At 65.0% G+C, this 13,426-nt stretch carries 16 protein-coding genes; 13 read left to right on the top strand and 3 right to left on the bottom strand.

Annotation, left to right across the window (positions count from 1 at the left end; translation table 11 throughout):
• The first annotated feature begins 137 nt into the window (after nucleotides 1–137).
• The 3 genes from MF607_RS18540 (at nucleotide 138) to MF607_RS18530 (ending at nucleotide 2,822) form a co-directional block, all read left to right on the top strand.
• Nucleotides 138–1,451, top strand: coding sequence for a hypothetical protein (locus MF607_RS18540; protein WP_017980793.1), 1,314 nt, complete (start codon nucleotides 138–140; stop codon nucleotides 1,449–1,451).
• 70 nt (nucleotides 1,452–1,521) lie between these two features.
• On the top strand, nucleotides 1,522–2,400 hold the full coding sequence (locus MF607_RS18535; RefSeq protein ID WP_017980792.1) for a DUF4396 domain-containing protein: 879 nt from the start codon (nucleotides 1,522–1,524) through the stop codon (nucleotides 2,398–2,400).
• Nucleotides 2,401–2,489: 89 nt separating this feature from the next.
• Complete coding sequence (locus MF607_RS18530; protein WP_017980791.1) at nucleotides 2,490–2,822, top strand: four-helix bundle copper-binding protein; 333 nt, start codon at nucleotides 2,490–2,492, stop codon at nucleotides 2,820–2,822.
• A 45-nt stretch (nucleotides 2,823–2,867) separates the two neighbouring features.
• Here MF607_RS18530 and MF607_RS18525 read toward each other — a convergent pair whose 3' ends face one another.
• The 3 genes from MF607_RS18525 to copC are packed head-to-tail and all read right to left on the bottom strand — an operon-like array spanning nucleotide 2,868 to nucleotide 4,489.
• Entirely contained in the window at nucleotides 2,868–3,137 is a 270-nt protein-coding gene (locus MF607_RS18525) for a flagellar biosynthetic protein FliQ (protein WP_242121619.1), read from the bottom strand.
• Between the two features lie 52 nt (nucleotides 3,138–3,189).
• Entirely contained in the window at nucleotides 3,190–4,116 is a 927-nt protein-coding gene (copD, locus tag MF607_RS18520) for a copper homeostasis membrane protein CopD (RefSeq protein ID WP_017980789.1), read from the bottom strand.
• 4 nt (nucleotides 4,117–4,120) lie between these two features.
• Nucleotides 4,121–4,489 carry a copper homeostasis periplasmic binding protein CopC gene (copC, locus tag MF607_RS18515; RefSeq protein ID WP_020486671.1) on the bottom strand — a complete coding sequence of 123 codons (369 nt, stop codon included), beginning with the start codon at nucleotides 4,487–4,489 and terminating at the stop codon, nucleotides 4,121–4,123.
• 127 nt (nucleotides 4,490–4,616) lie between these two features.
• On the opposite strand from copC, the gene MF607_RS18510 reads away from it, so the two are divergent.
• The 10 genes from MF607_RS18510 (at nucleotide 4,617) to MF607_RS18465 (ending at nucleotide 13,410) form a co-directional block, all read left to right on the top strand.
• A complete protein-coding gene (locus tag MF607_RS18510) occupies nucleotides 4,617–4,886 on the top strand; it encodes a hypothetical protein (protein ID WP_020486670.1) in 270 nt (89 codons plus the stop codon).
• A complete protein-coding gene (locus MF607_RS18505) occupies nucleotides 4,883–5,323 on the top strand; it encodes a periplasmic heavy metal sensor (protein WP_017980786.1) in 441 nt (146 codons plus the stop codon). The genes MF607_RS18510 and MF607_RS18505 overlap by 4 nt, the downstream gene beginning before the upstream one ends.
• Before the next feature lie 10 nt (nucleotides 5,324–5,333).
• Entirely contained in the window at nucleotides 5,334–5,903 is a 570-nt protein-coding gene (locus tag MF607_RS18500) for an RNA polymerase sigma factor (RefSeq protein WP_017980785.1), read from the top strand.
• A gap of 67 nt (nucleotides 5,904–5,970) precedes the next feature.
• Entirely contained in the window at nucleotides 5,971–8,004 is a 2,034-nt protein-coding gene (locus MF607_RS18495) for a copper resistance system multicopper oxidase (RefSeq protein ID WP_017980784.1), read from the top strand.
• Complete coding sequence (locus MF607_RS18490) at nucleotides 8,001–9,293, top strand: copper resistance protein B (RefSeq protein ID WP_024310688.1); 1,293 nt, start codon at nucleotides 8,001–8,003, stop codon at nucleotides 9,291–9,293. Before MF607_RS18495 ends, MF607_RS18490 begins: the two co-directional genes overlap by 4 nt.
• Nucleotides 9,294–9,296: 3 nt before the next feature.
• Complete coding sequence (locus tag MF607_RS18485; protein WP_017980781.1) at nucleotides 9,297–9,893, top strand: c-type cytochrome; 597 nt, start codon at nucleotides 9,297–9,299, stop codon at nucleotides 9,891–9,893.
• Nucleotides 9,894–9,918: 25 nt separating this feature from the next.
• The gene (locus MF607_RS18480) at nucleotides 9,919–10,656 is read left to right on the top strand and encodes a PepSY domain-containing protein (protein ID WP_017980780.1); all 738 of its coding nucleotides are present in this window, start codon (nucleotides 9,919–9,921) and stop codon (nucleotides 10,654–10,656) included.
• A gap of 133 nt (nucleotides 10,657–10,789) precedes the next feature.
• On the top strand, nucleotides 10,790–11,182 hold the full coding sequence (locus MF607_RS18475) for a DUF305 domain-containing protein (RefSeq protein WP_042469554.1): 393 nt from the start codon (nucleotides 10,790–10,792) through the stop codon (nucleotides 11,180–11,182).
• A gap of 68 nt (nucleotides 11,183–11,250) precedes the next feature.
• Nucleotides 11,251–11,703: a DUF411 domain-containing protein gene (locus tag MF607_RS18470; protein WP_017980778.1), complete on the top strand. Its 453-nt coding sequence runs from the start codon at nucleotides 11,251–11,253 to the stop codon at nucleotides 11,701–11,703.
• Nucleotides 11,704–12,600: 897 nt separating this feature from the next.
• Nucleotides 12,601–13,410 (top strand): TolC family protein, encoded by an 810-nt coding sequence (locus MF607_RS18465; protein ID WP_242121617.1) that lies wholly within the window; start codon nucleotides 12,601–12,603, stop codon nucleotides 13,408–13,410.
• The last annotated feature ends 16 nt before the right edge of the window (nucleotides 13,411–13,426 follow it).

The following is a 13,426-nucleotide window of genomic DNA, read 5'->3' as shown; positions in this document are numbered from 1 at the left end:
TGTATGTTGAATCTACGCGCGGGAGCGGCGTTGCCCTCATATTGCGGGGGCCAGCTCTACACCCTCGACGCCATAAGGGCCGCAGCTTAGGTCTATTACTAGCTCGCCAAACGCGGGCCGGGGGCAATCGGGGACATATGGCAGCGCAGATCGACAGTCTTTCTACTGGCACCGACCATGACGGCCTGGTGCGCCGCTTAATTGCCCGCTGGCGTGACGATCAGGGCGCGACCTATCGGAGCTGGTTTCTTTGGGACGAGCGGTTGAAGAACTTCCGATCAATCCGGCGCGGCATCACCCAGGTTGTCGGCGAGATCGAGCGCGGCACGTTCGGCGTCGCCTACCGCGGATCGTCGCTCGAAACCGTCGTCCATTCCGTCGCCGAGCAGCGGCAAATCTTCAAGGGCGCGGACCATGCGTTCCTCTGGAAGCCGAAGCTCCGCATCCCCGACATTTACGAGAGCCCCGACAATCAGCGCGCGTTCGGCCGCTTGCTCGACGCCTGTTCCTGTTGCGACACGGCCGAGGAGATCATCAGCCATATCCACGCGATCGACCGTTTGAAGATCAAGGGGCTGGGTCCGGCGGTCGCCAACCTCCTCTACTTCCTTCACCCGACGCTGGTGCCGCCCTTCAACACCGCAATCGTTAAGGGCTACAACGCGCTGACGGGGGCGAATGTGAAGCTCGGGAGCTGGGAGCATTTTCTGGCGATGCGGACCGGCATCCTCGATCTCAACGACCGCTTCCGCGAGCTGCTATCGAATGATTTAGGCGCGATCGGCGGTCTGTTGTTCGACATCGGCTCCGATCGCTATCCGGCTCCGCCCCTCGACGTGAGCGGCGCGACGCTGGCGAGCTGGGGGCAGCGGCTTGAGGCGGCGCGCGAGGAAGCGCGCACGCTCAGCAAGGCCGCTCAGCGCGAGGGCGAGAACGAGCGCACCCATACCGAAATCCAGGCATGGCTTCGCGATCTAGGGTTGGCGCTCGGCTATGACGTATGGATCGCCGCGAACGACCGCAGCCGCGCCTTCGACGGATCACCCTTGGGCGCAGGATGCCTTGAGCGCCTGCCCGACACGATCGCGACGTCGAAGGGCGCTGACTCGATCCGGCTGATCGACGTGCTGTGGCTTGAGAAGGCCGGCGATCATGTCGCCGCGGCGTTCGAGGTGGAGCATTCGACCTCGATCTATTCGGGCATCGTCAGGATGCTCGACCTGGCCTTGAGCGGTGGCGACCTTCACGCGACCGCGGGGCTGTTCCTTGTCGCGCCCGACGCGCGCGAGACGGACGTTCGCGCGCAGTTGCAGCGGCCCGCGTTCAGCCGCGTAGCCGACCTCGACATATCCTACCTGCCCTATGGCGAGCTGGAGAAGAACCGGGAGGCCATCGCGCGGTTCGGATCGGGACTGAAAGCGATCAAGGCCGTTTCCAGCAAGCTCGCCTAGCCCGCTCCGCGCAAGGGATGATCCGGAGAGCCGCGTATCCTCTAGCATGTAGAGGAGTGCTGCCGTGACGATGCCATCCCCGGCCCCCTGGCTCGACGCCGTGCTGATCGGGTGGTTCGTGCTGACCGCCCTTTCGGTCGCTTACGTCGCGTGGGATGCCTTCACCCGCAACCCCGAGCTGCGCGTGATGAAATGGGGGTGGCTGTTGGTCACGCTCTATGGTGGCCCGATCATGGCCGCGGCCTATGTCCTGTCCTGCCAGGAGCCGGCGAACGAGCGGCACGAGGATTTCGTTCGACCGCTCTGGAAGCAGGCGTTCGGCTCGGCCATCCATTGCATGGCGGGCGATGCAACCGGCGTCATCGCCGCAGCCGCGATCACCACGGCGCTCGGCCTGCCGATGTGGCAGGACGTGATCGCGGAATATGTGTTCGGCTTCGCGTTCGGACTGCTGATTTTCCAGGCGCTTTTCATGCGCGACATGGCGGGCGGTTCCTATTGGGGCGCGCTTCGCATGTCGTTCATCCCCGAATGGCTGTCGATGAATGCCGTCATGGCCGGCATGATCCCGACGATGGTGGTGTTGATGAGCCGCGACATGGCCGCGATGCACGCCAGCTCGCTCCGCTTTTGGGGCGTCATGTCGCTGGCGACACTCGTCGGGTTCGCAGTCGCCTATCCGATCAACCTTTGGCTGGTTGGCGTGCGCTTGAAGCACGGCATGGGCACGGTGCGCGCGCTGGGGCATGGCGGACACGAAGTCGGCGCGGACCGGCAATCGGCCACGCCGATGCCGGACATGGGACACGACGCAATGGCAGGGATGAGCGGCATGGCGGCCGGCGCGCGCGTGACCGGACCTCAGATCGCCGCGATGACAGTGTTGACGCTCATCATGCTTGGCGCGGGCATCATCGTTGCGACGCTGTTCGGTCGGTGGGCCATGTAACTTGCCGCGAACGACGGAGATCGCGGCAAGGGGTGATCGCGCGGCGCGCGTATCTAGGAATAGGCGGGGGCTCATACGGAGATAATGCGATGCACCAGATCGACCCCGGCATGAAGGCGTGCATGGACGCCTGCCACGAATGCCATGTGACCTGTCTTCACATGGCGATGAACCATTGCCTCGAAATGGGCGGCCAGCACGCCGCGCCCGAGCATATGAAGATCATGGCCGACTGCGCGCAAATTTGCGCGGTTGCGATCGACTTCATGGCGCGCAAGTCCGCCCACCATCAGCATATCTGCCGCGAGTGTGCCGAGATCTGCCGGGCTTGCGCAGCGAGCTGCGAGGCCCTGGGCGGCATGGAGGATTGCGTGGCAGCGTGCCGGAAGTGCGCCGATTCCTGCGATCGGATGGCGGCATAGCGGGGCTTGCGCGGGCGGTCGCCCGCCCGCGCAGCTATCTGCATATCAACGGCCCATGCTCGCGATCACAGCGAACAGCTCGGCCGTGAACTTGGTCAGGAGCTCGGTCGCTGCGCTCCCGAAAATCACCAAACATACGCCTAGCGCGATCAGCTTAGGCACGAAGCTCAGCGTCTGTTCGCTAATCGACGTCGCCGCCTGGAAGATGCTGATTATCAGCCCGACGATCATCATCGGCACGAGCAGCACCACGCAGATCAGGCCGGCCACGGCCAGCATCCTCCCCGTCTCGTCGAGCAGGATCGACTGATCCATCAGGCGCGGCCCCGTGAACGGCCGGGGACCGCGAGGGCTCCCCGGCCGCGCATCACATCGCCGATGCAGGCGGCGCGAGCGTCCCGAGCCAGGCGATCAGCCCGAGAACCGCGATGACACAGGCGGTTTCGATCGCCAGACTTGTCCGCAGCGCGCCGAGGGCGCCCTTGTGATCGTCCGCTGCGATCGACCGCTCGAATGCCGGCGTGAGCCGGAAGCGGTTGAGCGAGGCGAGCCCTAGCATGGCGACGAACAGCGCCAGCTTTGCGATCAGGAGCTGACCATAGAGCGTCGCAGGAAGCGTGGCGAGGTTGCCGATCCCGACCAGCATCCAGCCGTTGACCAGGCCGGTGACGAGGATCGTGCCGACCACAACCGTCCCGATCGCGCCGAACCCGTGCAGCGCGCGGTGCGTCAGCCCCAGATGCGCCGCGTCTACGCGCGCCGCGGGTCGGGAGACGAGCAGGAGCAGCCCCAGTAGTGCGCCAACCCAAGCGCCCGAGGCGATCAGATGGAGAATGTCGACGATGAGGTGGACCCAGCCCATCACGGCTTCGTCCATCGCGCCGTGTCCGGTCCACGCCAGCGTTGCGAGTGCCACGGCCGAGCAGAGCGCGACGATGCTCAGCCAGATGCCGCGCCCGCCCGCGACCAGCGCTGCCAGCGCCGCGAGGGCCACCATGACCATGCGCAGCTTCCATGCTGCTCCGATCGCAGAGCCGGTGAGCAGCGCGCCGACTGCTTCACGGTCGATCGGCCAGGCCGGCGTTCCGGCCATTGAGGAGGCCATCAGCACGACCCAGGCGCCTGAAAACAACAGGCTCAGGCCAGCGCTGGCGATGAACCAGGGACGCAGCGCGAGCGCGTCGCCGCGCTCGCGCGCCCGCAGCCCATAAAGGCTGAATGCGGCAAGGCCGAACAGCGCAGCCAGCGTCACGTAGAGCGCGAAGCGGACGCCGATAAGCGACCAGTCCCCCATCGCCTCACTTCACCGCGAAGACGTAGGTTCCTGCGACCTTGTGGGTGTCGGTCGAGACGACATTCCACGCGACGCTATACCGACCCGATGGGAGCGGCGATTTCGGGGTGATGACGAGGGTCCGGCCATCGGACGAGAGCGCGGAGGCGCTGGCCATCTTCATGGCTGCCATGCCGGGCATCGCTGCCATCGTGAGATCGGCCTTGGAGAAGGCTGGCATCAGCTTCTCGCTGAAATGAAGTTCGATACGAGCGGGCTTCGCGACCGTCGCATTGGCGGCCGGCGATGCCGACACCAGCTTAGGATGGGCGTTCGCCGTTCCGGCGAACATGACGAGAGCGGCAGCAGCAGTCAGAACGGATAGGCGGCGCATAGGGGGCCTTTCGACAGGAGGGTTCCTGTCCTTCATTACGCGCCCCGATCGACCACCCCTCACGGATGGATTTGAGGGATGGGCGCGTCGCTTGCGTAATCCATGCTAGAGGGGTGGAGTGAACGACATGGACCTCGACGCAGTATTGATGAGGCTGGCGCAAGCACCCGTGCCCGCGAGCCTTGATGGCATGGAAGATCGCGTGCTGGCGCGGGTCGCCGCACGTCCAGCGGCGCGCGCCGGCTTAGGCGTTGGGGCAATGACGATCGCTGCGGCGCTCGTCATGGGCATCTTCGGTGCCGGTGTGCCCGCGAAGGAAGCCAGCGCGGCTTCGCTATCGCCCTTGGGGCCGGTGTCGCCGCTCGCGCCCTCCACGCTGCTCGTCGGCGTGCAATGAGCGGCCGCATCCGCCTTCTGCTTGGCATTGTCGCGTGCTTCATCGCCGCGATCATCGGTGTGTTCGTGGGGCGGGCGCTACTTCCGCCACGTGCCCAGCCCGGCTCGGAGCTGCACGACGTGCTGCATCATAAGCTGGCGCTGGACGCCAACCAGGAAGCGCGACTTGAAGTGCTGGAGCAGCGTTTCGCCGTGCAGCGGCGCGCATTCGAGCTGGAATTGCGGGCGAACAATGCCCGGCTCGCTGAAGCGATCGAGGCCGAGCATGGCAACGGGCCGCGCGTCGCCGCAGCGGTCGACCAGAGCCACGCCGTCATGGGCGAGCTCCAGAAAGCGACGCTGGCGCACATCTTCGCCATGCGCCAGCTCTTGCGGCCCAATCAGACCGGCCAGTTCGATCAGGCCGTGGTGAAGGCGCTCACCGACGACGCACGTTGAGGTTCGGCGCGTGAGCCTCGACTGGACCACGCTTACGGACGGCGAGCTGGCGACCCTCAGCATCGCCGGGCGCGAAGCCGCCTTCGCCGAGATCATGCGCCGCCATCGGCAGTCAATCTTCCGCATGGTGCGCGCGTGCGTCGGCGAGGCCGACGAGGCGCTGGACCTTCTGCAGGAGACCTTCGTCGCGGCGCATCAGGCCCTGCCCCGCTACGACGGCGATCGATCGATGCGCGCGTGGCTATCGACGATCGCGATCAACAAGTGCCGCGATTGGGGGCGCAAGCGCACCGTGCGGCGCTTTCTGGCGTTCGCCGCACCGATCGGCGCGGAAGCCGAAGCCATTGCAGACGACCAGGTGGCGATCGACGACGCGACGGGCGACCGACAGGAACTCGACCGCGTGACGCGCGCCATTGCGGGCTTGCCGACCGCATTGAAGGAATCCTTGGTGCTGCGCACGATCGAGGGGTTGAGCCAGGCTGAAACCGCGGCAGTGTTGTCGATCAGCGAAAAGGCGGTAGAAACCCGCCTCTATCGCGCGCGATCGAAGTTGCTGGAGCGATTGGGCGGGCGCTGAGGGATAGCGCCCTGAGCTGCGTATCAAGGCTAGAGGGACACTCCCGTTCGAGAGCCTTGAGGACCGTATGAGCCGCACTATCGATCGCCGCCAGATGCTTCGCGGCGCCGCCCTTGCTGGCGGTGGCATGGCGCTGACCGCCTATATGCCCGCGTGGGCGCAGCCTGTCTCGGGCGGGATCGTCAAACCGCTGCCGACCGTCTCGGGCACTGACATCGCGCTGACGATCGACAGTTTCAGACTTCCCGTCGACGGCAAGTCGACGCCCGCAATCGGCGTCAACGGCACGGTGCCGGCCCCTCTCATTCGCTTGAAGGAGGGGCAAAAGGTCCGCCTCTCCGTCACCAACAATCTCGACGAGGACAGTTCGATCCACTGGCATGGGCTGCTCGTGCCGTTCGCGATGGACGGCGTGCCCGGCATCAGCTTCCCCGGCATCAAGGCGCGCTCGACCTTCATCTACGAGTTCCCGATCATCCAGTCGGGCACCTACTGGTATCACAGCCATTCCGGCGAGCAGGAGCAGGGCGGACTTTACGGGCCGATCGTGATCGACCCGGCCGGTGCCGATCCGATCGCGTTCGACCGCGAGCATGTGATCGTGCTGTCCGACCACAGCCAGATGACCGGCGAGCAGATTTTCCGGAAGCTGAAGCAGATGGGCGGCGCCTATTTCAACTATCAGCGGCCGACCCTCGCGGGCTTGCTCGCGGGTCGGGAAATGCCGCTCAAGGACCGGATCGAGTGGGGAAAGATGCGAATGGACCCCGCCGACATCGCCGACGTCACCGGCTCGACCTATACCTTCCTGGTCAACGGCTACGGGCCGTATGACAACTGGACGGGGCTGTTCAAGCCGGGCGAGCGGGTCCGCTTGCGGATCATCAACGCCGCGGCGCAGACCAACTTCAACGTCCGCATCCCCGACCTGCCGATGACCGTCGTGCAGGCCGATGGGCAGAATGTCCGTCCGGTGAAGATCGACGAGTTCCAGATCGGCGTTGCCGAGACGTTCGACGTGATCGTGACGCCCGAGGACCGGGCCTACAGCTTCGTCTCCGAGGCTATCGATCGCTCCGGCATGGGCCGGGCGACGCTCGCCCCGCGTGAGGGGATGGTCGCCCCGGTCCCGCCGCTTCGTCCGCGCACGCTGCTGACCATGACCGATATGGGCATGGACATGGGGAGCATGGGCGGGATGCAGGGCATGTCCGGCATGAAGGACGAGAGCCCGGTCGCCACGCGCGGGCCGGACCCCACCTTGATGCAGAACGCCTCGCGCAATCTTTGGAAGCTGACGGGCTGGAAGGGGCCGACCGATCACGGGACGGTCGCGGCAGGCGCAGCGATGGCGGGCATGTCCGGCATGTCGGGCATGGACCACAGCCAGATGGGCGGCGCTGTAATGCCCGGGATGGACCATAGCCAAATGGCAGCGGGCGGTGCTGGCATGGCCGGCATGGACCATAGTGCCATGTCGGGCGGATCGGGCCAGGCTGGCGGCATGGCCGGGATGGACCACGGGTCGGGTGGCGGCATGAACATGAACATGCGCGACCCGAAGAATGCGCCGGGCGTGAAGATGGGGCCGGGCGTGCAGACCATCTCCCCGATGCCGAAGGACCGTAGCGGTGAACCGCCCCAGGGTCTGGGGGGCCTGGATCACCGCGTCCTCACCTATCGCGACCTCGTTTCGCTCGCGCCCAACCCCGACGTGCGCGCGCCGTCGCGTCAGTTCGAGATCCATCTGACCGGTAACATGGAGCGCTACATGTGGGGCTTCGACGGGCAGAAGCTGAGCGATCCCGCCGACCCCATCCCGTTCCGCAAAGGCGAGCGGGCGCGGGTGACGTTGGTCAACGATACGATGATGCCGCACCCCATCCATCTCCACGGCCATTTCTTCGAGCTGGTGACGGGGCACGGCAATCATGCGCCGCGCAAGCACACCGTCAACGTGCCGCCTGGAGGCAAGATGACCTTTGATCTGACCGCCGATGCACCCGGCGATTGGGCGTTCCACTGTCACAATCTCTACCACATGACCGCAGGCATGATGCGCGTCGTCACCGTTCGCCCGTTCGCGGGAGAGGCGGCATGAACCGGCTGACCGCGGCGCTCGCCGCCACCACCATGCTCGGCATCGCCGGTCCTGTCGCCGCTCAGTCGATGCAGGGCATGGATCATTCGGCAATGCCGGGCATGACCATGCCGATGCCTGCGAAAAAGAAGCCGGTGGTGAAGCCCACGGCCAAAGGCAAGCCGGCCAAGACTAGGTCAGCTCCTGCGAGGCGACCATCAGCTTCGACGACGAAACGCCGCGCCGCGCCAACGGCCGGCATGAATGGTATGGATCACGGGACCATGCCGGGCATGGATCACTCGTCTATGCCCGGCATGGACCATGCGGCTCCGCAGGGCTCACAGCAGGGCATGGAAGCCATGCCGGGGATGCAGATGCCCGGAAACGGCCAAACGGTCCCTCAGGGCTCCCAGCAGCCGATGCAGGGCATGGACCATTCGGCGATGCCGGGGATGACCATGCCAGCCGACCAGCACAGCGGCCACGACATGCAGGGCATGTCGGGAATGGCCGGAATGCCAGGCATGGCGGCCGATGGGGTGCAGCAGACTGGCACCGCGCTTCCCGCAGGAAACGCCCCCGCCCCGCCCCTGCCGACCGACCATGCGGCCGACAGCGTTTACGGCGCGGACGCGATGGCGATGGGTCGCCATCACCTTCAGCAGCATCACGGCGGTCAAAACTTCAGCCAGGTGCTATTGAACCTCGCTGAGTATCAATTCCGCAACGGTCGTGACGGCTATCGCTGGGATGGCGAGGCGTGGTTCGGGGGTGACATCAACCGCCTCTTCATCAAGTCTGAGGGCGAGGGAGCCTTCCGCGAGGGCATCGAGAGCGCCGAGGTGCAGGCGCTCTATAGCCGGACCATTGGCCCTTATTTCAATCTACAAGCGGGTGTCCGCCAGGATTTGGGGCCGTCCCCGAAACGCACCTATGCGACCGTCGGGCTGGAGGGGCTGGCACCGGGCTTCTTCGAGCTAGAGGGCGCGGTATTCCTGTCCAACAAGGGCGACCTGCTAGGGCGGCTTGAGGGCTATTACGACCAGCGCATCACCCAGCGGCTGATCCTGCAACCGCGCGCCGAGCTCAATTTCGCTGCGCAGGACGTGCCGGAAAACCGGATCGGATCGGGCCTATCCAACGCCGAGCTTGGATTGCGGCTGCGTTATGAGATCCGGCGCGAGTTCGCCCCCTATGTCGGCGTGTCATGGGATCGCCGCTTCGGCGACACCGCCCGCTACGCGCGCGCCGATGGGGATCGCGCAACGTCCAAGAGCATCGTCGCCGGCGTTCGTGTCTGGTTCTGATCGATGGAGGAACAGATGGCTCAAGACGGCAGGCGCTCGATAAGGCAGCACTTCCCGAGCCTGCCGTTCGTAGGCGCCCTGGCGATCGTCCTGGCGCTGGGCGCAGCCGCGTTTATCTACCTTGGCGTGTATAACATCGCGGCCGACGAACCGCACACGCCGGCGGTCTATTCAATGCTCGAACGCCTGCGCGATCGGTCGATTGAGGCACGCGCGCGCGGCATAACACCCCCGGCCGATCTGGCATCGGCGCAGCGCGTGTCAGTCGGCGCGGGCCTTTACGGAGAAATGTGTTCCGGTTGCCATCTCGGCCCCGGCGTCGAGAAATCCGAGATGAGCCAGGGCCTCTATCCACAGGCGCCGGAACTCGCGCGCGCTCAAGATCTCACCCCCGCCCAGCAATTCTGGATCATCAAGCACGGGGTGAAGCTCAGCGCCATGCCGGCATGGGGCAAGACGCATCCCGACCCCCTAATTTGGAATATGGTCGCGTTCGTCCGCAAGCTCCCCGGCATGACGCCCGAACAGTATAAGGCACTGGTCGCGAGCGCCCCGGCCGATCACGACGAGATGATGAAGGACATGCCGGGTATGAAGTGACCCCGGCGACGAGGTTGAGGGAGGAGTGGTTCTGAAAAGCGCGAAACTGAGGCTGCATCTACTCGCGAGCCGCACGCACAAATGGCTCGCGATCATCATCGGCGCGCAGCTCCTGCTATGGTTCGCAAGCGGCGCCCTGATGAGCTTCCTGCCGATCGATCGGGTGCATGGCGATCACCTCGTTGACCGCAAAGCCGCGGCGCCCCTTCCCCGCGGCAGCACGTTCGCCCCACCATCGGCGATCGTAGGCGCAGCAGATGCGCCCATCGAGGCCATCACCTATCGCATGTGGCTTGGCCGCCCGGTCGCCGAGGTCGCGACAGCCAAGGGAACGCGCCTGTTCGACGCCGCGACGGGCCAAGCGCTGCCAGCACCAACGGCTCGTGAGGCCGAGGAGATCGCGCGTTTGGCATGGCGTGGCGGTGCTCGACCAGCGGCGAAGGTAGAGCGGATCGAGCGCGCCAGCCCCGAATATCGCGGCACGCTCCCCGCCTGGCGCGTCGCGTTCGCCGACCTCGATTCCACCCGCGTCTTTGTCGCGGCCGACACCGGTCGGATCTCGGCTGTCCGAACCGGCACTTGGCGGCTCTACGACTTCTTCTGGGGCCTTCACATCATGGATTGGACGAATCACGAGAACTTCAACACGCCCTGGCTGCTCGCCTTCGCGATCGGTGGGCTTGCGCTTTGGTTAGGGGGGGCAGTGCTTCTCTACATGCGATGGCCCAAAACGCGGCGTCGCAACATCGTGATCGAGGCATAATATACGCGGCTCAGGAGCGTAGCCCTCGGAAATAAAGTCCTGTTTCCTGACAATTTCTCGCGCGTTCTAGCACCCCGGGTGAGGGATAGCCGCCTCGCACGCGTAGAAGTCTTAGAACCCAGGGAGATCAATAATGCGCTTCGCACCAACATTCGCAGCTTTGGCGCTGCTCGCCACGCCCGCCCTCGCGCAGCAGAGCGGCGGAATGCAGGGCATGAACCACGGTCAGATGGCCGGCATGAACCACGACGACATGGCGGGCATGATGGCCGGCAATCCCTACGGCCAGGCCGAGATGGACATGCATCAGAAGATGATGGCGGCCAAGCAGGGCGACGCGGCCGAAATGTGGACGCGCAAGATGATCGAGCATCACCGAGGCGCCATCGCCATGTCGCGCGTTGCGGTGCGTGACGCGCGCGACGCCGAGACCAAGCGCATGGCGCAGATGACGATCACGAAACAGGAAAAGGATATTGCCGAGCTGCAGGCGTGGCTCAGCAAGCACGGCAAGCGCCCGCAATAAGGGAGCGCTGCCCCGCCCTGTCGATCCCCCTACCCCCCGGCAGGGCGGGGATTTCCTTTTAGGAGCTGATGATGAAGAATGGTGTTCGTGGCGCCGTCGCCGCCTTGCTAATGACCATCCCAGCGGTCGCATCGGCCGCGGCCGACATCGCCATGCACCGCGATCCGGGTTGCGGCTGTTGCGAGAAATGGGCGGCGCAGGTGCGTCAGCAGTTCGGCCGCAAGGTCCAGATCATCGACGATGATCGCCGTGAGGTGCTGCAGCGTAAGATCGGCCTGCCCGCTGACCTCGCGTCCTGCCATACCGCGATCATCGACGGCATGGCGTTTGAGGGACATGTCCCGATCGCGGACATGAAGCGCGCGCTGGCCCAGCATCCTAAAGGCGTGCGCGGCTTGGCCGTGGCCGGAATGCCGATGGGCTCACCGGGCATGGAGGTGCCCGGCATGAGAACCCAGCCCTATGACGTCATTGCGTTCGGTGCCGCTGGCCGGCGTGTCTTTGCTAGCCACGGCGCCTAAACGACAGGTTGTCTTGTGAGCGGCAAATCTTCCCCGGCGCTTCATGCCGGCACTACGGCACCCGGCAAACCACCCGTATTGACCTCGGCGTTGACAATTGGGATAGTATCCGGGTGTTGAAAGCTCGTCTTTCTCTCTTGCTTCTTGTTGGAGCGTTGCTTGGCCTTTTGGGCCAAGGAATTGCGTATGCGGCCGGCCCATCGCTCTCACCCAAGATGGCGATGAGCCATGTCACCCCATCCCGCATGGATTGCGCGGGTATGGCGACCCCGGATCCGTCATCGGAACACCCATGCAAAGGACTGACGCTGGCGTGTATCGCCCAAATGGGATGCGTTGTTCCCATGACGTTTGAGAAGCCGGCAAGAGTGCTGAAGCGCTCGATCGCATCTCAAATCGTTATCTGGCCTGCCAGCCGGGCACTTGCCGGCCTCAACGTCGCTCCCGAGCCCGAACCGCCTACCGTTTGATCGAGTCAAGCCGTGTCAGGCTGCAGCCGTTCGCCGGTTGCGGCTCTGCCGATTTTAAATCTCGATCAAATTGGAAAGTGACATGAAAACGTTCATCTTGGCGGTATTTGCCGCTAGCCTCGCCGCGTCGGCAGCGACGGCGGCCACATCTGAAAATAAAAGCAATGGTCATTGGGAGTGGCGTTCCAATTACCAGCCGGGCCCGCGGGCGCCGCTTCAAGCCCCACGTCGCGTATGGGTTACGGACGTTCCCCAGTCGAGCGCCTGCGTGTGCCCGATGATGGAACGCGGTCGCGACGCCTGCATGTCAATGAAGGGCGGCCAGTCAACTTAAGCTGGCGAGCCTGAACAGGTGCCGGGCTCCGATCAACCATTTGGAGCCCGGCCATCATTATGACATGAAGGGACTAGAGGGATGCGCGCATCCATGATGCTCGCGGTCGCCGCGCTCACGACGAGCGCCGCGCACGCGCAGACACTTACCTATGACCAAGCGCTGCGCGATGCGGTTGCCAACGCCCCGGGAGCGGTTGCCGGTCGCGCGGGGGTCAGCGCCGCCCAAGCCGATGCACGTGCGGCGGGAAGCCTTCCGGACCCCCGTGTGTCGATCGGAATCGAGAATTATCCTGTCTCTGGGCCACCCGCCTTCTCCCTATCCAGAGACGACATGACGATGGGGCGTGTCGGTTTCCAACAGGACCTACCCAACCTTGCCAAGCGTCATGCCGCGCAAGCGCAGGCACGCGCCGTGATCGCAACGGCAGAAGCATCGCAAGCGACCAAGCTCCGGGAGGTGCGATTGGGAGCGGGGCAGGCATGGATCGACCTTGCTTATGCCGAGCGTCGACTAGCTGCCCTCGACACCGTTCTGCTATTCCTTCGATCTCTCCCTTCCGCTGCGCGGGCCGCCGTGACGACCGGTTCGGTCCGCCCTGGTCAGACACTGACGACCGATCAGGAGATCGCGGCACTCGACGACCGCCGCGACGAGTTGATGGCCGCCGTTGCGCGCGCCCGCGCGATGCTGGCTCGCTGGACCGGCGTATCGGCGCCCGAGATTGCCGGCGATATGCCCGCGATCGATCTGGCTCCGGCGCGGCTGCGGGACGCGCTCAGCCTTCACTCCGACATGGTTCTCGCCGAGGCCGGTATTCAGCGCGCCCAGGCCGACGTGGATGCGGCGCGAGCGGAGAAGCGACCCGATTGGGGGGGTAGAGGTAGCTTATCAACGCCGTGACCCCCGGTATGGCGAC

The sequence above is a fragment of the Sphingomonas lacusdianchii genome (assembly GCF_022664395.1).
Taxonomy (GTDB): Bacteria; Pseudomonadota; Alphaproteobacteria; order Sphingomonadales; family Sphingomonadaceae; genus Sphingomonas; species Sphingomonas lacusdianchii.
This window is presented reverse-complemented; position numbering and strand designations above follow the sequence as displayed.